We start from the raw sequence: 16933 nt of genomic DNA on the forward strand, positions 1-16933 counted from the left end.
GAACCCCGAGATATCCGTCGCCAGATATTCCTAAAGGTTATTTATTTATGTTTTTACGAACATTTACTGCATAAGAGATAGCCTTTATAAGGAGTCGACCTAATGCATAGCCAATGCATTTCCCGGATATTTTTGATGTGAAAAATGCATATCGATCTGCGCCAGCTTCGCCACTTCATCGCCCTCGCCGAGCAACGCAGTTTTGTCGCGGCAGCCTTGGCCGTGAACCTGTCGCAGTCGGCGTTCAGTCGCAGCATCCAGGCCCTTGAACACAGCGCCGGCTGCCAGCTGGTAGACCGTGGCCGCAAGGACCTGGCGCCCACCAAGCAAGGTCAGGTACTGCTCGAACATGCCCGGCGCCTGGTCAGCGGCGCCCAGCAATTGGCCAACGAGATCAGCCAGTTCAACGGCCTGGAAGCCGGCGAGCTGCGCTTCGGCTGCGGCCCGGCCCCGGCAGGTGGGTTGATCCCGCGCGCCATCGGCAGTTTTATCGGGCGCTACCCCAAGGCCCGCGTGCAGTTCCAGGTGGATGACTGGCAAAGCCTGGGCAAACGCCTGCTCAGCGAAGAGTTCGAATTCTTCGTCGCCGACACTCGCCACTTCGAAGCCAACCCCGACTACCACACCCACCGCCTGCGCGCCCGTCGCTGGTATTTCTGCTGCCGCGCCGGCCACCCCCTGGCCGGCCGCGAAAGCATCCGCGCCGATGAACTGATGAGTTATCCGCTGGCGGTCACCATTCGCCCGCCGAACCTGCGCAAGGTCATCGCCGACCTCAGCGGCCGGCCCGATTACCAACCCAATGTGGAGTGCGAAAACGGCTATAGCCTGATGGGCGTGGTGCTGCGCTCGGATGCCATCGGCATCGTCAGCGCCAACAGCGATGTGCTGCATATGGCGCGGGGCGAGCTGGTGTGTTTGAAGATCGATGGCCTGGATGAAAACCTGGAGGAGCGTTACACCCGCTACGGGATTGTCAGCCGTGCGGGGTATCGATTGTCGCCGTTGGCGGAGGCGATGATTGAGCAGATCAAGGAGATTGATGAGAGGGACGAGGATGCTTATGCGTTGGAAAATATTGCGGTCTGAGTCAGTGGTGAACGGAGGCCCGCCACCTCCTATGGGAAGACCAGACCCACATAGCCTTTCTCTCCATATTTCCCAACACGCCGGGGTTCAGTGTCGTTATCCCCAAAACCCATCACGGCAGCTACGCGTTTGCCGAACCGGACACCGCGCTGTGTGACTTGGTCATCGCAGCCAAGAAGACGGCGCAGCTTTTGGACGAAGCGCTAAAAGGTGTGGCTAGAACCGGCATGATTCTGGAGGGTTACGGCGTCGATCATCTGCACGCCAAATTATTCCCGATGCACGGGACCGGGGAAGACGATAAAGAGCTGGCAGAGCTGGCTGCTCACATCAGGTCCTTCGCCGAGTAAGCCCGCTCCCACAGGCTGATCGTGGGGCGTCAGGTAGATGAGTGTCGGCTGGCTAGCCGCCATCGCAGGCACACCCATGCATTCCCTGCATAAAATCCAGACCTCAAATGCACTTGCCAGAGCGCCCCTTGAACGGCGAAAAAAACGCTTCTGTCCTTCGTCCGGTAAACCTCCATGTCTGAACCAAAACCCGTGCGCAACGTGCTCTACATCATGTGCGACCAACTGCGTCGCGACTATCTGTCGTGCTACGGCCATGCCCATCTGCACACGCCGAATATCGACCGCCTGGCCGCTGCCGGTGTGCGTTTCAGTCGGGCCTATACACAAGGCACCATCTGCGGGCCGTCGCGCATGTCGGCCTATACCGGGCGTTACGTCAGCAGCCATCAGGTGGCGTGGAACGCCGTACCGCTGCCGCTGGAAGAACTGACGATTGGCGACTACCTGCGCCCCCACGGCATCCGCACCGCGCTGGTGGGCAAGACCCACGCCACGCCGAACGTGGAGGCGTTACAACGCCTGCATATCGACCCCGACAGCGCCCAGGCCGAGCCGCTCAATGAGGTGGGCTTTGATGCGTACCTGCGCCACGACGGCATCTACCCCGACAGCCCGCTGTTCGACGACAAACGCGAGTCCGCGCCCTACACCCGTTACCTGCGCGAACAGGGCTACGGTGGTCGCAACCCCTGGCATGAATGGGCCAATGCCGCCCAAGGCGAAGACGGTGAGATCCTCAGCGGCTGGCACATGCGCAATGCCGGCAAACCTGCACGGGTGGCCGAGGAACATTCGGAAACCGTCTACACCACCGACCGCGCCATCGACTTCATCAGCGAACAAGCAGAACAGCCATGGTGCCTGCACCTGTCGTATATCAAGCCGCACTGGCCCTACATCGCGCCGGCGCCGTATCACGCGCTGTACGGTGCCGAGCATATCCAGGCGCCCATTCAACCTGGGCAAACCAGCGATCACCCGGTGTACCAGGCATTCCGTCAACACCAGGAGAGCGTGAATTTCTCCCGCGACGCAGTGCGCCTGACGGTGATTCCCACGTACATGGGCCTGATCAAACAGATCGACGATCAACTCGGGCGGCTGTTTGATTTCATGCAAAGCACTGGCCGCTGGGACGACACGCTGATCGTGTTTACCAGCGACCATGGTGACTTCCTCGGCGATCATTACCTCGGTGAAAAAGAGTTTTTGCTGGAGCCTGCGGTGGGTGTTCCCTTGATCGTGCGCGACCCGCGAGCCAGTGCCGATATCAGCCGTGGCACCGTGGACGCACGCCTGGTAGAAACCATCGACGCCCTGCCCACCTTCCTCGACGCTCTGGGCCTGCCCGCCGCCGACCATCGCCTCGAAGGCCGCTCGCTGATCCCACTGCTGCACGGCGAGCAACCCACCTGGCGCCACTACGCCATTGCCGAATACGACTACGCCTTCCAGGCCCCGGCCCGGGAACGCCTGGCGCAGCCCATCGACCGTTGCCGCATGACCATGGTGCGCAGCGAACGCTGGAAGTACCTGGCCTATGACGGCTTTCGCCCGCAGCTGTTCGACCTGGAAAACGACCCGCAGGAAATCCACGACCTGGGCAGCGATCCCGCCTATGCCCAGGTGCGCGAGACTCACTTGGGTTATCTGTTCGAATGGCTGCGTGGGTTGAAGCGGCGTACCACCATCAGCCACACCGAGATCGAAGTGCGCGGGCAATGGTTTCGCTATGGTGAGCCGGAGGCGGAAAAAGTGGTGCAAATTGGGGTCTGGTAAACGCCACAAATCCAATGTGGGAGGGGGCTTGCTCCCGATAGCGGAGTGTCAGTCACAGCATTTTTGACTGGCCCACTGCTATCGGGAGCAAGCCCCCTCCCACATTTTGATCTCCAACTGGTTTAGAGACCTTTGGTGGTCTGGCTGCGCTGCCCCTGCACACCCACCGGCACATCACCCTTGAGCGTGACCCGGCGCACGATGCGCTCTTGGGTGCCATAGTCGTCCACCGCGTAATGCTGGGTGGCACGGTTATCCCAGATCGCCACGTCACCGGTATTCCAGCGCCAGCGCACGGTGTTTTCCAGGCGGGTGACGTGGCCTTGCAGCAGGTTGAACAGTTGCGCCGACTCCGCCTGGGAATAGCCTTTCAGGCGCTTGACGAAGTGCCCCAGCAGCAGGGTTTTCTCACCGCTGACCGGGTGCACACGCACCACCGGGTGTTCGGTTTCGTACACCGTGGAAGTGAAGACCTTGCGGTATTCCTCGAGCTTCTCCACCGCCACATCCGGCTTGCGTGCGGCGTAGTCGTATTCGTTGCTGTGCACCGCCCATAGATGGTCAGCCAATGCGCGCAGCTCGACGCTGAGGTCGTTGTAGGCGGCAGCTGTGTTGGCCCAGACGGTGTCGCCGCCGGACGCTGGCGCCAGCACCGAACGCAGGATCGAGGCCTTTGGGTAGGCATCGACGAAAGTCACGTCGGTGTGCCAGGAGTTGGCGCGCTGTCCACGGGTGCCATCCAACTCCATCAGAAAGCGCGTACCGTCGCGCACCGGCACCGTAGGGTGTGCAATCGGCTCACCAAGAAGGTGGGCGAAGGCTTCCTGGCTCTGGTCATCAAGATGGGTTTGCTCGCGGAAGAAGATCACTTTGTACTGCACCAGTGCCTGCTGGATGGCCTCGACGGTGGCGGCATTCAGGTCACCAGACAGTTTGATGCCACGGATCTCGGCGCCGATACGACCGGCCACCGGGTGGATGTCGAGCGCGTGGGCGATGGGTTGAACAGCTAATGCGGCGTTGCTCATTGTGATGACCCTCATGTGCCTGCTGATGGTGGAGATGCTTTCCAGCAACGCTCTATCCATATGCATTTTAGATCTAGCAAATGAATCAATGCTTCGTTGACGGAATAAGAGCTTGCATTTAAAACCTCAGCTTGCTCGGTCGCAAATGCCTTCGACCTATTTTTAAAATGCCGGGAAAGCATATGGATCTTCGCCAACTGCGCTACTTCATCGCCCTCAACGAACACCGCAGTTTCGTGCGTGCGGCGGACGCCATGGGCATCACCCAACCAGCGTTCAGCCGCAGCATCCAAGGGCTGGAACAGGAGTTTGGTTGCGTGCTGGTAGACCGCGGCCACAAGGACCTGCGCCCTACGCCGGAAGGCCAGGTGGTGTTGCAGCACGCCCTGAGCCTGGTGCACGGCGCAGCGCTGCTGAGCAGTGAAGTGACGCGCATGACCAAGCTCGACGCCGGCGACCTGCGCTTCGGCTGCGGCCCCGCGCCAGCGGTGAAGTTGGTGCCGGATGCGGTGGCGCGATTTATCAACGCCCACCCGAAAATCCGCACCAGCTTCCAGGTGGACAACTGGGAAACCCTCAGCCGCAGCCTGAGCCGTGAAGAGATCGAATTCTTTATCGCCGACATCCGTCAGTTCGAGGCCGATCCGAATTTCCAGACCCGCGCACTGACACCCAAGCGCGGCGTCTTTTTCTGCCGCCCCGGGCACCCGTTGCTGGCCAAGGACAGCCTGTCGACCAACGATATGTTCGACTATCCGCTGGCCGCGCCGCTGATCTCCCAGGGTATTCGCAAACTGCTGGCGAACCTGAGTGGGCGCATGGATTTTTCCCCGAGCATCCAGACCGAGCACTTCCCGGCGCTGGTGAAGATTGTGCTGCAATCCAACGCCATCGGCGTCGGCACCGAGGAAGCGTTCGCCGAGGATGTGGCCAGCGGTTCGCTGGTGCTGCTGCATTGGCGCAACCTGCCGCAGCACATGGATACCCTGAGCGCACGCTGCGGGATCGTCAGCCGCACGGGGTCGCGGTTGTCGCCAGCGGCGAAGGCGATGATCGAGATGTTGGTGGAGGTGGATAGTCAGCAGGTAAGTGTGGCGGTTTGAAGGGCCTCATCGCGGGCAAGCCAGCTCCCACATTGAGCGGTGAACACATTCAAGTGTGGGAGCTGGCTTGCCTGCGATAGCGATAGCCCAGGCACCGACAAGCTCAGAGCCCCGCCGCCACCAAACCCGGCGCCACCCAATCGCTCACCTGAAACGACTTGCGAATCAGCTTCTCCTTCGAGGCCAAATCCACCGCATCCTGCAATTTGCCCAGGAACACCGGGTCCAGGGTCGAGGGGAAAATCTCACTGAGTTTCTGGTCTTTCAAATCATTGGTCAGGATCACCGGCGGGTAACTGGCCAACCCCGACACCAGCGCGATGTAAGCCTGCTTATTGTTGTCATCGGTCAACCACTGCACTGCTTGCTGCTGGGCCTTGAGCAGCTTGGCCACAGCATCTGGGTGTTCGTCGACAAACTTGGCGCTGCCCACCAGCACGGCCTGGATGCTGCCGGCATCGCCCAGGTCCTTCGTAGTCAGCGGTATTTCTGCCAAGCCTTTGGCCTGCAACGCCGTGAGAGTGGAACCGCCCCAGGTTGCGTCAATCTGCTTGGCGGCCAGCGCAGCGCTGGCGGCATTGAAGTCCAGGTTGATGACCTTCAGGTCCTTTTCACTCAAGCCCTGGCTGGCCAATGCACTGTCGAACGACAACTGGCTGGCCGTGCCGCGGAACACCGCCACGCGCTTGCCCTTGAGGTCTTGCAGCGTCTTGATGTCAGAGCCCGGCACCACGCCTAGGTAGTGCTTCACACCACGCGCGGTGGCGCTGAGCAGGCGAGTATCCAGGCCATTGGAGCGGCCGATGATCGCCGCCAGGTCACCCAGATAGGCAAGGTCCACCTGGCCATTGGCGAAGGCTTCATTGATCACAGGGCCTGCGCCCTTGAAGTAATTCCACTGGATCTTGATGCCTTGGTCAGCAAAGGCTTTTTCATAGATTTGCTGTTCACGCAAAACGTCGGTGATGCCGCCGCCACTGTGCTGGCTGCCGGCACTGAGGTCGGGCACGGCGATGCGAATTTCCTTGAGGTCCGCGGCATGTACCAGCCCGGCCAGGGCGGTACCGGCCAACAGACTGATCAGACGTTTGAAGGGCAGTTTCATAAGCGCAGCTCCTGGTGGGCGACGGTCGCCTGGGGAGCAAAAAATACACACAGCACGAACAAAACTTTAAATACTATAAGTTCACAATTTAATAGCTTTTTGGACTATGCGACCGAATACACAGGCTCCAGAGCGGTATGCATGAACAGCATCGAAAATATTCTTCGAATGCATTGGATGCGTGGAGAGCTGAGGCTTTAAATGATTTCTCTTATCTCGCAATCATCTTGATTACGTTTTTATAAGATCGAAATCACATAATGCATTTGGCAACACGGAGGCCTTCCATGGCCCGGATTTCACTTTTGAGCCTACCTCTGGCGGCCCCGTCCAACGGCAGAGTGCCGCGTTGGCCGCAGCTGGGCCAGCGCCTGTTGCCGTGGCTGCTGCCGTTCACGTTGTTTGCCCTATGGTGGTTGGCCAGTCGCAATCACTGGATGAGCGAACAGATTCTGCCCGCCCCCACCCTGGTGTGGAGCAGCGCAGTGGAGTTGGCCGGTGGCGAGTTATGGAGCCATCTTGCGATCAGCTTGCAGCGCCTGTTCTGGGGCCTGCTGGCCGGTATCGGCGTGGGCGCGATACTCGGCGCAATCCTGGGTTTCAGCGCCCGCGCCGAGCGTTTGGTATTCCCCACGTTCAGCGCGCTGTCGCAGGTACCGACCTTGGCGTGGATTCCGCTGTTCATGGTGTTTTTCGGCATTGGCGAAACCTTGAAACTGGTGGTGCTGGTCAAGGCCATTGTGGTGCCCGTAACTCTGCACACCCTGGTGGGCGTGCGCGACGCCCAACCCAACCTGCGCGAAGCCGCCCGCGTGTTGCGCCTGCCCACCCACTTGCTGATCCGCCGCCTGATCCTGCCCGCTGCGCTACCGACGTTCATGGCCGGGGTACGCCTGGCCCTGGCGGCGGGCTGGACGTCGTTGCTGGCCGTGGAGTTGCTGGCCTCCAGCGAAGGCATCGGCTACCTGATGGTGTGGGCGCGCCAGTTGTTCATGCTCGATATTGTCTTTGTGTGCATCGTGGTCATCGGTGTGCTGGGCGTAGTGATGGACCGCGGCATCGGTTGGCTGGATCGCAAGTGGGTGTACTGGCCCCATCCGGCTACAGCGCAGATCCGCCGCGGGCCACGCTATGAAGGCTGGCAACGCTTGCAACCGTGGCTGTTGCCGCTGCTATTGCTGGCGTTGTGGCAAGTGGCAACGCAACAGGGTTGGGTCGACCCGAACATTCTGGTCAGCCCCCAAGCGGTGCTGCAAACCACCGTGGCGGGTGTGCTGGATGGCAGCCTGACCACGGCGCTGGGCAAAAGCCTCGGCCGGGCCGTGGGTGGCTTGCTGCTCGGCGGCAGCCTGGGCTTTGCCGTGGGCTTGTGGCTGGGGCTGTCGCGGCGCAGTGAGCGGGTACTCGGCCCGACCCTGGCCGCGCTGCGCCAGATCGCGATTTTCGCCTGGGTGCCGCTGCTCACTGCCTGGTTCGGCCTGGGTGAGCTGGCCAAGTGGGTGTTTATCGCCCTCGCCGCGTTCTTCCCGTTATTCATCGCCACTCAGCGCAGCGTGCTCAACCTGTCGCCGCAACTGCGCGAAGCCGCGCAAGTGCTGCGCCTGAGCCTGTGGCAACGTCTGCGTCGCCTGGTACTGCCGGGGGCCGCGGCGGGGATTTTCGCCGGCCTGCGCCTGAGCCTGATCTACGCCTGGATGGGCACCATCGGCGCGGAATATTTCATGCCCTCGGACGGCGGCATCGGCAGCCTGATGATCGGCGCCCAACAGTTGCTGCGCATGGACCTGATCATGAGCGGCATGCTCCTGGTCGGCCTCACCGGCGCCGCCCTCAACCTGATCGGCCAACGCATCGAAACCCGTGCCACCCGCTGGAGACACGCATGAACGCACCGATTGTCAGCTTCAACCATGTGGGCAAAAGCTTCGATGTCGACGGCTTCGAACTGGAAGCCATCCGCGAATTCAACCTGCAGATTGCCGAAGGGGAGTTTGTCGCGATTGTCGGCGCCAGCGGTTGCGGCAAGTCCACCCTGCTGCGTCTGCTGGTGGGGCTCGACACGCAATATCGCGGCGAGATCCAGGTTGATGGCAAGGCCGTCAGCGGTATCGGTGGCGAGCGCGGTATCGTGTTCCAGGAGCACCGCCTGTTTCCCTGGCTGACCGTGGCGCAGAACATCGGCCTGGGCCTGGTCAACGAGCCGCTGAACGAGGCCGAGCGCAACCGGCGCATCCGTGACTTTATCGAGCTGGTGGGCCTCACCGACTTCACTCGCGCCTACCCGCATCAACTTTCCGGCGGCATGGCGCAACGGGTGGCGATCGCTCGTGGCCTGGTGGCCAGCCCGCGCATCCTGTTGCTGGACGAACCGTTCGGCGCCCTGGATGCACTGACTCGCCAGCAGATGCAGGACGAACTCCTGGCAATTCGCGCCCGCGCCAGGATCACCACGGTACTGGTCACCCATGATGTGGAAGAGGCGATTTTCCTCGCCGACCGCGTGGTGGTGATGGAGCCCCGGCCGGGGCGCATCAAGCAGGTGGTGGACATCACCCTGCCCCATCCGCGCCAGCGCAGCAGCTTTGAATTCCACCAACTGCGCGAACAATTGCTGCATGAACTGATCAGTGACGACCACTACCAGCCGCCGGTGCGCGAACAGATCCGCGATTTGCCCCTGGCGTTCATTGCTTGCTGAAAGCGAGTTTGACGCCCGGCTGCTCCTGGCGCTCAAACCGATTGGCCCGGGCGAAGGTGCCGAAATCATTGAAGCGCACACCCATCTCGGCCATGACCTTATGCGCCACCTTGACGGTCATCTGGCGAATGTAGAACGGCTCCTTCACCACAAAGTGATGGATGCCATGGGTGCTGCCGAAGTTGAAGCAGAACGCCTGCAACGGCCACAGCCACCAGGGGTTCAATACCTGGGTCTGCTGGATCACGTTGCCCAGTTCCACATCGCCGTAGTAGTGCATGTTGGAGCTGACAAAGTGCAGGCAGAACGTACGCAATACGTTGGGGCCGATGATCACCACTGCAGCGATGTCGATCACCTGCATCATCTGCAAGGTGCCGGCCGACCACATGATCGGCGCGCCCAACAGGCTGGCAATGCCGTTGGCGGCATGAAAGCCCAGGAAGACGTACCAAGCGCCCCAATGCAGCAGTGCCAGCGGGGCATACACCAGCACCACGCGCTTGAGGATGCTGAGCTTGTGTGCCCAGGTCTTGGCCCGCAGCATTCGGATCAAGGCCGACATCATGTTGTCGCCCACCATCAGCAAGCGCGCAAGTCCCCAGGGCTCGCCGTTGGTAATGGCGCGCTCTTCCATATCGGTCTCCGTGCCGGAGACCTTGTGATGGTTGAGGTGCAAATGCCGGCGTATCCACGGGTTGATCGTGCTTGGCCGTGCCAGCCATACCAGGCCCATCATCAGGTTGTGGGGCAGGCGCTGCTTGCGAAAGTACATGCTGTGGATCAGGTCGTGCTCCAACTCGTGGGTCAGTGAAGCAAATAACGCATTGAGCAGCAGGCACGCCCACCAGGCCAGGTGACCGCTGATATAGAGCGCCGCCGAGCCGAGCATGCCCAACAAGGCAAACGCCAGGATGCCCACGCCCAGGGCGTCCTGATGCAGCAGCCAGGGATGGCGCTGGCGCAATCGGGCGCCCTCGGCCAGCACCACCTCACGGATATGCGCTGAACGTTGTTGTGCGTTCATCTGTTGGGGACTTGCAGAAGTACCGTCCATGCTTCCATCCTCTTGTACATTGATGTGTCCATCCTGCCCTAAGCGATCGGGCAGGACGCTAGCCCCGGACGCCAACCTGTTGACCGCAAGCGCCAATCGCCATGACCGAACCCACTTCCCTCGCCAGTTGGACCCGCGCCCTGCGCAAGCAGCTCGACGCCCTGGGCCTGAACAGCGCCACGCTGTGCGCCGAGGCCGGGCTCGACCCGCAGCAGATGGACGACCCCAACGCACGCTATCCGTTGTCGGCCACCACGCGCCTCTGGCAACTGGCGGTGCAGGCCAGCGGTGATCCGGCGATTGGCTTGCGGGTGTCGCGGTTCGTCAGCCCCACCACCTTTCACGCCCTCGGTTATGCCCTGGTGGCCAGCGGCAGCTTGCGCGAGGTGTTCGAGCGCATCGTGCGCTATCACCAGGTGGTCAGTGACGCCCTGAGCCTGGAGTTGACCCGCCATGGCGACGCGTACCACTTTCGCCTGCTCCAACCCCAAGGCAGCCCCGCGCCGGCGCCGGAGGCCATCGACGCCTTCGTGGCGATCTATGTGCGCACTTGCCGCAACCGCCTGGGGCGTGACTACGCGCCGTTGGCCGTTTATCTAATGCGCCCGGAACCCGCCGACCCCACGCCGTGGCATACCGTATTGCGCTCGCCGGTGTTTTTTGCCGCCAGCGAAGACCGCCTGGAGTTCGCTGCCCACGACTTCGACAGCCATCTCGACGACGCCAACCCGGAATTGGCCGAACACAATGAAACCGTGCTCAAGCGCACCCTCGCCCAACTGCAACCGCTGACCTGGGAGCGCAAGGTGCGCGCCGTCATCGAGGCGCAATTGCCCGATGGCGAGCCGAGTGCCGAACGCGTTGCCCAGGCCTTGCACCTGAGCTTGCGCAGCTTGCAGCGCCACCTGGCGGATGAAGGCTGTCGGTTTGATGCGCTGCTCAATGAGTGCAGGCAGAACCTGGCGTTGCTGCACCTGAGGGATCCGCAGTGTTCGTTGGCCGAGATCAGCCATTTGCTCGGGTTTGCCGATACCAGCAGTTTCAACCGGGCGTTCAAGCGCTGGACGGGGATGACGCCCGGGCAATTTCGGGAGGGATTGCAGTAGGAGGATTTTCAGTGGCTGTGATGGCCTCATCGGGGGCAAGCCCCCTCCCACATTCTGATTTGTGAACACGTTCAAAGTGTGGGAGGGGGCTTGCTCCCGATAGCGGTCGCCCAGGCAATCAACGCCCACGATCCCGGCGCAATACTTTCCTCACCCGCGCCACTAACACCTTGGCGTCAAACGGCTTGAGCAAGTAATCATCCTCATGCAGCTCCAACCCCCGCAACCGGTCTTCAATCCCGCCAGGCGTGGTCAAAAACAAAATCGGCGTTTTGCCGCGTTGGCGAATCGCCTGCTGCAATTTCCAGGCGTTCAAGCCCGGCAGCATCACATCCAGAATCACCAGCTCGTACACAGTGCTTTCCACAAACCGCTGCGCCGCCATGCCGTTGGCCGCAACTTCCACAGAGAAGCCGGCCTCGCTCAGGCCCTGGGCCATAAGCTGCGCCAGTTGCGGCTGGTCTTCCACTAACAACACCTGCATGTCTTACCTCTGGGTTTGATTACAAACCTGTCATCCAATTGTGCGGCTTTTGTCCGCGTCCACTGGCTACCGTGAGCACCTGCCTCCTGGAGCCACAAACATGTATCGCACCGCTTTGTTCTTGAGCCTCGCTGTGACCACCGCTGCACAGGCAACGCCACCACTGCCACGCCATGCCGAGCTGGATTTGCACACTGCGCGCCAACTGGCCGACGCCAGCCTGGCCCACTGCACGGCCGCGCTGACGGTATTGGACCGCGGTGGCAATTTGCTGGTGGCCCTGCGGGCGGACGGTGTCGGCCCGCACAACAGCTTCGCCAGCCAACGCAAGGCATACACGGCGCTGTCGACCAAAACCCCAACCCGGCTGTTTGCCGAGCGTGCGCGTAACAACCCTGAAGCCGCCAACCTTAACAGCTTGCCCGAGTTGCTGTTGCTCGGCGGCGGCGTGCCGCTGTTTGCCGAGGCTGAGCTGGTCGGCGCGCTGGGCATCGCCGGTGCCGGCGGCGCTGCGCAGGACGAAGCCTGCGCCGTACAGGCTGCCGAGCAACTGGGCTTGAAAACCACCCCTTGATTCCACCCACTGTCACAAGGATTTCTCGATGAAAAACCTTAGCATGACCCTTGCCGCCCTCAGCCTGAGCGGCCTGTGCAACCTGGCCCTGGCCGCCGGCAACCCGCTGAGCGTACACGTGCTCAACCTGGAAAACGGCCTGCCATCGGCCGGTGTCAGCGTCACCCTGGAACAGCATGTGGGCGATCAGTGGCAATCACTGTCCCAGGGCGTGACCAATCAACAGGGACGCATCGCCGAACTGTTCCCCGCCGACCAGAGCATGAAGCCGGGCGAGTACCGTGTGGTGTTCAAGACCGGCGATTACTACAAGAAGGCCAACCGCGAGACGTTCTTCCCCGAGGTGCCGGTGATTTTCCAGGTCAAGCAGGTCGACCAGCACTACCACATCCCGCTGTTGCTCAGCCCTTACGGCTTCTCCACCTATCGCGGTTCATAGGCCCGCGGCCAGGCGCAGCCCGGCGAGGTCCAGTATCTCGATGGCGCCGTAGCTCAAACCAATGATGCCCTGTTGCTCCAGCGCCTTGAGCAGACTGTTGATGGTCTGGCGCGACAGGCCCAGCATCGCCGCCAGATCCTCCTGAGGCAGTTGCAGCACGCGGCGCGCCTGCTCTATTTCGCCGTAACCCTGGGCGATCATCAGCAACCGATGGGCCAGACGCTTTGAGGCGGGCATCAGGCTTATCTGCTCAATGTTGATCAAAGACAGGCGCAGTTTATGGCTCATCAACAGCGCCATATCGCGCCAGAACACCGGTTGTTGTTCAAGAATCTTGAGTATCGCCGCCTGCGGTACCTGCAACAGCGTGCAGGCTCCCGTGGCGAGGGCATCGTTGGTGCGTGGCAGGTTGTCGAACAGGCAGATCTCGCCGAACCAGTGAGGGGTTTCCACCAGGCTCAATACCGCTTCCTTGCCTTGGGCGCTGACGGCACTGATGCGCACCGCCCCTTCCAGCACCGCATACAGGCCACACGGCGGGTCGCCGCGTTTGAACAGGAACTGCCCCGTTGCAAGTACGCGCAACCGCGCCGCCCCCAGCAGGCTACGCTGAAAGTCTGGCGGCAAGTGGCTGAACCACTGACCGCGAACCAATTGCGCGTGCCATTTGCCTGTGTCCATGGGAACTCCGAAGATTGTCGCCCAATTGACAGTTAGGCACCGACTGACAGGGCATGATCAAACATCCTACAGGAGGAACAACAATGAAAAGCCTCGTCGACCACCTCAGTCAATACGCCGCCTACCACCGCGACCCGCGCAATATTGTCAGTCACTTTATCGGTATCCCATTGATAGTGGTTGCCGTGGCCGTGCTGCTGTCACGCCCCGAGTGGACGGTGGGTGGCCTTTGGGTCTCGCCAGCGGTGCTCCTGGCTTTGTTCTCGGCGTGGTTCTACCTGCGCCTGGAACTGGCCCTGGGCGCGCTGATGACGGTGTTGATGGGTCTGTCGGTATGGGCTGGGCATGTATTGGCGGCACAGAGCACGATGGTATGGCTGAGCAGTGGTGTGGGTATGTTTGTGGTGGGCTGGGTGATTCAGTTTGTCGGGCATTACTACGAAGGCAAGAAACCCGCGTTTGTGGACGATGTGTCGGGGCTGATCGTGGGGCCGTTGTTTGTGGTGGCGGAGTTGGCGTTTTTGCTGGGGTTGCGGCAGGACCTGCAAAAGCAGATTGAACAACGTTCAGGCCCGGTGGGACGCCGCGATCTCAAGCCAAGTGAAGTCTAAATGTGGGAGGGGGCTTGCTGCCTCCCACATTGGGTTCTGTATTGAGTTTAGGCTTTTTGCCAGACCTTGGGTTTGAAGAACAGGGTCTCGCCACGGGCCAGCCCGGTGAGGCTGTCGTGGTCTTTCACCACCTCAGCCTCGATCAGCTCGCTTTGCCCTTCCACCTTCAAGGTCACGCGAGTCGTTGCGCCCAGCGGACGAATATCGCGTACCTCGGCCGCATGGTGATCTTCCAGTTCATGCCGCGACAACGACACTTCGTGGGGGCGGAACAGCAGGTGCTTGTCTTCGCCCAAATGCAGGCGGTTCGAATCACCCAGGAAGTGATAAACAAAATCGCTTGCCGGGTTTTCGTAGACATCCCCCGGTGAGCCGATCTGCTCGATCACGCCCTTGTTCATCACCACGATGCGGTCGGCGACTTCCATGGCCTCTTCCTGGTCGTGGGTCACAAACACTGAGGTCAGGTTGATGTCTTCGTGCAGGCGCGCCAGCCAGCGGCGCAGCTCTTTACGCACCTTGGCATCAAGGGCGCCGAAGGGCTCGTCCAGCAGCAGCACTTTAGGCTCCACCGCCAGCGCGCGGGCCAGGGCGATACGCTGGCGCTGGCCACCGGAGAGTTGTTCCGGGTAGCGGTCGGACAACCAATCGAGTTGCACCATGTTGAGCAGCTCATGGACCTTGGCCGCGATCTGGCTTTCATTCGGGCGCTGGTTTTTCGGCTTCATGCGCAGGCCGAAGGCGACGTTGTCGAACACGGTCATATGGCGGAACAAGGCGTAGTGCTGGAACACGAAGCCAACATTGCGATCCCGCACATCGTGGCCGGACACGTCTTCGCCGTGGAACACGATGCTGCCGGCATCCGGGGTTTCCAGGCCGGCGATGATGCGCAGCAAGGTGGTCTTGCCGCAGCCGGACGGGCCCAGCAACGCCACCAGCTCGCCACTCTGGATATCCAGGTTGATGCTGTCCAGGGCCTTGAAGGCGTTGAAGTTCTTGCTGACATTACGGACTTCGATCGACATGACTTATTCCTCACCGGCGCTGTTGCGCAGGCGGTTGATTCGGTTCTCGCTCCACTGCTTGAGCAGCAGGATGAAGAGCGCCAGGATCAGCAACAGGCTGGCCACCGCAAACGCGGCAACATGGTTGTATTCGTTGTAGAGGATCTCGACGTGCAGCGGCAGGGTGTTGGTGACGCCGCGAATGTGCCCGGACACCACCGACACCGCGCCGAACTCGCCCATGGCCCGCGCCGTGCACAGCACCACGCCGTAGATCAGGCCCCATTTGATGTTCGGCACGGTGACATGCCAGAACATCTGCCAGCCATTGGCGCCCAGCAGGCGCGCGGCCTCTTCTTCCTGAGTGCCTTGCTCCTGCATCAGCGGGATCAGCTCACGGGCCACGAACGGCACAGTAACGAAGATGGTCGCCAGCACGATGCCGGGCAAGGCGAACACGATCTGGATGTCATGGTCCTGCAACCATGGGCCGAAGAAGCCCTGGGCGCCGAACATCAGCACGTAGACCAGGCCCGCAATCACCGGTGAAACCGAGAACGGCAGGTCGATCAACGTGACCAGGATGCTTTTGCCACGGAACGAATACTTGCTTACGCACCAGGCCGCGCTGACCCCGAACACCAGGTTGAGCGGCACCGAAATCAACACGGCGATCACCGTGAGTTTCAGCGCCGACAGCGCGTCCGGCTCAAGGATCGCGGTGAAGAACGAACCCAGGCCATTCTTCAGGCCCTGGGACACCACGATCACCAGCGGCAACAGCAGGAACAGGGCGAACACCAGCCAGCCAAGGCCGATCAGGATACGTCGCGACGTCGCGCTGCCACGGCGGGCAGCGTTGGCCGAGGACGCGGCGGAAATAGACGATTGGGACATGTTCCGCGCCTCCTTATGGACGTTCGATGCGCCGCTGCAACAAGTTGATCAGCAGCAGCAAGACAAAGGAAACCACCAGCATCAGCACACCAATGGAGGTGGCGCCGCGGTAGTCGTATTGGTCCAGCTTGACCATGATCAGCAACGGCAGGATTTCGGTTTTCATCGGCATGTTGCCGGCGATGAAGATCACCGAACCGTACTCACCCACGCCACGGGCGAAGGCCAACGCGAACCCGGTCAGCCAGGCAGGCAACAATGCCGGCACGAGGATATGGCGGAACACCTGCAGTGGCTTGGCACCCAGGCAAGCGGCGGCCTCTTCGACTTCCCGGGGGATATCGGCCAGTACCGGCTGCACCGTGCGCACCACGAAGGGCAAGGTCACGAAGGTCAGCGCCAGGGTGATGCCCAAGGGGGTATAGGCGATCTTGAAGCCCAGGTCGGTTGCGAACTGGCCGACCAGGCCGTTAGGCGCATACAGCGCGGTCAAGGCAATACCGGCGACGGCGGTGGGCAAGGCGAACGGCAGGTCGATCATCGCATCGATGATCTTGCGGCCGGGGAAGGTGTAACGCACCAACACCCAGGCCAGCAGCGTGCCGATCACGCCGTTGATCAGCGCGGCGTACAGCGCGGTGCTGAAGCTCAGCTTTAACGCCGCCAGCACGCGAGGTGCGGAGATGATGTTCCAGAACTGATCCCAGGTGAGTTGGGCGGCGTGTACAAACATCGCCGCCAGCGGGATGAGCACGATCAGGCTGAGGTACACGACGGTGTAGCCCAGCGTCAGCCCGAAGCCGGGTATGACGGGGGAAATACGACGCGACATAAGAGTCCTTGGTTAAAGGGTAGAAACCACTGTAGGAGCGCGCTTTTTGTGGCAGCTGGCTTTTCTGTGGGAGCCGGGCTTGCCCGCGAT

17 protein-coding genes and 1 pseudogene are annotated in these 16933 nt (G+C 61.3%); 10 read left to right on the forward strand and 8 right to left on the reverse strand.

What is annotated here, in order from left to right; translation table 11 throughout:
- Positions 1-144 precede the first annotated feature (144 nt).
- From TK42_RS08570 to TK42_RS08580, 3 genes and pseudogenes are all read left to right on the forward strand, one after another.
- Positions 145-1089 (forward strand): LysR family transcriptional regulator, encoded by a 945-nt coding sequence (locus tag TK42_RS08570; RefSeq protein WP_032878447.1) that lies wholly within the window; start codon positions 145-147, stop codon positions 1087-1089.
- 11 nt (positions 1090-1100) lie between these two features.
- Positions 1101-1439: pseudogene (locus TK42_RS08575) on the forward strand (HIT family protein); the annotation flags it as partial.
- Between the two features lie 174 nt (positions 1440-1613).
- Entirely contained in the window at positions 1614-3221 is a 1608-nt protein-coding gene (locus TK42_RS08580; protein ID WP_103734012.1) for an alkaline phosphatase family protein, read from the forward strand.
- A 122-nt stretch (positions 3222-3343) separates the two neighbouring features.
- Here TK42_RS08580 and TK42_RS08585 read toward each other — a convergent pair whose 3' ends face one another.
- Positions 3344-4249 carry a TauD/TfdA family dioxygenase gene (locus TK42_RS08585; protein WP_103734013.1) on the reverse strand — a complete coding sequence of 302 codons (906 nt, stop codon included), beginning with the start codon at positions 4247-4249 and terminating at the stop codon, positions 3344-3346.
- Positions 4250-4431: 182 nt separating this feature from the next.
- Here TK42_RS08585 and TK42_RS08590 point away from each other — a divergent pair, with 182 nt between their 5' ends.
- Complete coding sequence (locus tag TK42_RS08590; protein ID WP_103734014.1) at positions 4432-5352, forward strand: LysR family transcriptional regulator; 921 nt, start codon at positions 4432-4434, stop codon at positions 5350-5352.
- Positions 5353-5455: 103 nt separating this feature from the next.
- Here the strand turns inward: TK42_RS08590 and TK42_RS08595 are convergent, their stop codons facing one another.
- Positions 5456-6457: an ABC transporter substrate-binding protein gene (locus tag TK42_RS08595; RefSeq protein WP_103734015.1), complete on the reverse strand. Its 1002-nt coding sequence runs from the start codon at positions 6455-6457 to the stop codon at positions 5456-5458.
- Positions 6458-6744: 287 nt separating this feature from the next.
- Here TK42_RS08595 and TK42_RS08600 point away from each other — a divergent pair, with 287 nt between their 5' ends.
- A complete protein-coding gene (locus tag TK42_RS08600; RefSeq protein ID WP_103734016.1) occupies positions 6745-8343 on the forward strand; it encodes an ABC transporter permease in 1599 nt (532 codons plus the stop codon).
- On the forward strand, positions 8340-9155 hold the full coding sequence (locus TK42_RS08605) for an ABC transporter ATP-binding protein (protein WP_103734017.1): 816 nt from the start codon (positions 8340-8342) through the stop codon (positions 9153-9155). The genes TK42_RS08600 and TK42_RS08605 overlap by 4 nt, the downstream gene beginning before the upstream one ends.
- Here TK42_RS08605 and TK42_RS08610 read toward each other — a convergent pair.
- On the reverse strand, positions 9142-10212 hold the full coding sequence (locus TK42_RS08610; protein WP_103734018.1) for a fatty acid desaturase: 1071 nt from the start codon (positions 10210-10212) through the stop codon (positions 9142-9144). The two genes, TK42_RS08605 and TK42_RS08610, sit on opposite strands and share 14 nt — an antisense overlap.
- 101 nt (positions 10213-10313) lie before the next feature.
- Here TK42_RS08610 and TK42_RS08615 point away from each other — a divergent pair, with 101 nt between their 5' ends.
- On the forward strand, positions 10314-11318 hold the full coding sequence (locus TK42_RS08615) for an AraC family transcriptional regulator (protein ID WP_103734019.1): 1005 nt from the start codon (positions 10314-10316) through the stop codon (positions 11316-11318).
- A 118-nt stretch (positions 11319-11436) separates the two neighbouring features.
- Here TK42_RS08615 and TK42_RS08620 read toward each other — a convergent pair whose 3' ends face one another.
- A complete protein-coding gene (locus TK42_RS08620; RefSeq protein ID WP_032878457.1) occupies positions 11437-11802 on the reverse strand; it encodes a response regulator transcription factor in 366 nt (121 codons plus the stop codon).
- 100 nt (positions 11803-11902) lie between these two features.
- Between TK42_RS08620 and TK42_RS08625 the strand changes: the two genes are divergently transcribed.
- Together TK42_RS08625 and uraH are read left to right on the forward strand one after the other, a co-directional pair.
- Complete coding sequence (locus TK42_RS08625; protein ID WP_103734020.1) at positions 11903-12376, forward strand: heme-binding protein; 474 nt, start codon at positions 11903-11905, stop codon at positions 12374-12376.
- 28 nt (positions 12377-12404) lie between these two features.
- Positions 12405-12815: a hydroxyisourate hydrolase gene (gene uraH, locus TK42_RS08630; RefSeq protein ID WP_078820001.1), complete on the forward strand. Its 411-nt coding sequence runs from the start codon at positions 12405-12407 to the stop codon at positions 12813-12815.
- On the opposite strand, the gene TK42_RS08635 is transcribed toward uraH, so the two are convergent.
- Positions 12810-13496, reverse strand: a complete 687-nt coding sequence (locus TK42_RS08635) for a Crp/Fnr family transcriptional regulator (protein ID WP_103734021.1) — start codon at positions 13494-13496, stop codon at positions 12810-12812. The two genes, uraH and TK42_RS08635, sit on opposite strands and share 6 nt — an antisense overlap.
- Before the next feature lie 83 nt (positions 13497-13579).
- Between TK42_RS08635 and TK42_RS08640 the strand changes: the two genes are divergently transcribed.
- Positions 13580-14107 carry a DUF962 domain-containing protein gene (locus tag TK42_RS08640; RefSeq protein ID WP_032878461.1) on the forward strand — a complete coding sequence of 176 codons (528 nt, stop codon included), beginning with the start codon at positions 13580-13582 and terminating at the stop codon, positions 14105-14107.
- Between the two features lie 47 nt (positions 14108-14154).
- On the opposite strand, the gene TK42_RS08645 is transcribed toward TK42_RS08640, so the two are convergent.
- From TK42_RS08645 to cysT, 3 genes are read right to left on the reverse strand one after another with little or no spacing between them, the layout of a single operon-like run.
- Complete coding sequence (locus tag TK42_RS08645; RefSeq protein ID WP_005783710.1) at positions 14155-15135, reverse strand: sulfate/molybdate ABC transporter ATP-binding protein; 981 nt, start codon at positions 15133-15135, stop codon at positions 14155-14157.
- Positions 15136-15138: 3 nt separating this feature from the next.
- Positions 15139-16011, reverse strand: coding sequence for a sulfate ABC transporter permease subunit CysW (gene cysW, locus TK42_RS08650; protein ID WP_032878463.1), 873 nt, complete (start codon positions 16009-16011; stop codon positions 15139-15141).
- Between the two features lie 13 nt (positions 16012-16024).
- Entirely contained in the window at positions 16025-16843 is an 819-nt protein-coding gene (gene cysT / locus TK42_RS08655) for a sulfate ABC transporter permease subunit CysT (RefSeq protein ID WP_005783708.1), read from the reverse strand.
- Positions 16844-16933: the final 90 nt, after the last annotated feature.

It is taken from the genome of Pseudomonas sp. GZJR-8 (assembly GCF_002916705.1).
Classification (GTDB): Bacteria; Pseudomonadota; Gammaproteobacteria; order Pseudomonadales; family Pseudomonadaceae; genus Aquipseudomonas; species Aquipseudomonas synxantha_A.

What these genes read in the sequence shown, in the direction of transcription:
- TK42_RS08570 (WP_032878447.1), top strand. Translation starts at nt 145, where the DNA reads ATGCATATCGATCTGCGCCAGCTTCGCCACTTCATCGCCCTCGCCGAG.
- TK42_RS08580 (WP_103734012.1), top strand. Translation starts at nt 1,614, where the DNA reads ATGTCTGAACCAAAACCCGTGCGCAACGTGCTCTACATCATGTGCGAC.
- TK42_RS08585 (WP_103734013.1), bottom strand. Translation starts at nt 4,249, where the DNA reads ATGAGCAACGCCGCATTAGCTGTTCAACCCATCGCCCACGCGCTCGAC.
- TK42_RS08590 (WP_103734014.1), top strand. Translation starts at nt 4,432, where the DNA reads ATGGATCTTCGCCAACTGCGCTACTTCATCGCCCTCAACGAACACCGC.
- TK42_RS08595 (WP_103734015.1), bottom strand. Translation starts at nt 6,457, where the DNA reads ATGAAACTGCCCTTCAAACGTCTGATCAGTCTGTTGGCCGGTACCGCC.
- TK42_RS08600 (WP_103734016.1), top strand. Translation starts at nt 6,745, where the DNA reads ATGGCCCGGATTTCACTTTTGAGCCTACCTCTGGCGGCCCCGTCCAAC.
- TK42_RS08605 (WP_103734017.1), top strand. Translation starts at nt 8,340, where the DNA reads ATGAACGCACCGATTGTCAGCTTCAACCATGTGGGCAAAAGCTTCGAT.
- TK42_RS08610 (WP_103734018.1), bottom strand. Translation starts at nt 10,212, where the DNA reads ATGGACGGTACTTCTGCAAGTCCCCAACAGATGAACGCACAACAACGT.
- TK42_RS08615 (WP_103734019.1), top strand. Translation starts at nt 10,314, where the DNA reads ATGACCGAACCCACTTCCCTCGCCAGTTGGACCCGCGCCCTGCGCAAG.
- TK42_RS08620 (WP_032878457.1), bottom strand. Translation starts at nt 11,802, where the DNA reads ATGCAGGTGTTGTTAGTGGAAGACCAGCCGCAACTGGCGCAGCTTATG.
- TK42_RS08625 (WP_103734020.1), top strand. Translation starts at nt 11,903, where the DNA reads ATGTATCGCACCGCTTTGTTCTTGAGCCTCGCTGTGACCACCGCTGCA.
- uraH (WP_078820001.1), top strand. Translation starts at nt 12,405, where the DNA reads ATGAAAAACCTTAGCATGACCCTTGCCGCCCTCAGCCTGAGCGGCCTG.
- TK42_RS08635 (WP_103734021.1), bottom strand. Translation starts at nt 13,496, where the DNA reads ATGGACACAGGCAAATGGCACGCGCAATTGGTTCGCGGTCAGTGGTTC.
- TK42_RS08640 (WP_032878461.1), top strand. Translation starts at nt 13,580, where the DNA reads ATGAAAAGCCTCGTCGACCACCTCAGTCAATACGCCGCCTACCACCGC.
- TK42_RS08645 (WP_005783710.1), bottom strand. Translation starts at nt 15,135, where the DNA reads ATGTCGATCGAAGTCCGTAATGTCAGCAAGAACTTCAACGCCTTCAAG.
- cysW (WP_032878463.1), bottom strand. Translation starts at nt 16,011, where the DNA reads ATGTCCCAATCGTCTATTTCCGCCGCGTCCTCGGCCAACGCTGCCCGC.
- cysT (WP_005783708.1), bottom strand. Translation starts at nt 16,843, where the DNA reads ATGTCGCGTCGTATTTCCCCCGTCATACCCGGCTTCGGGCTGACGCTG.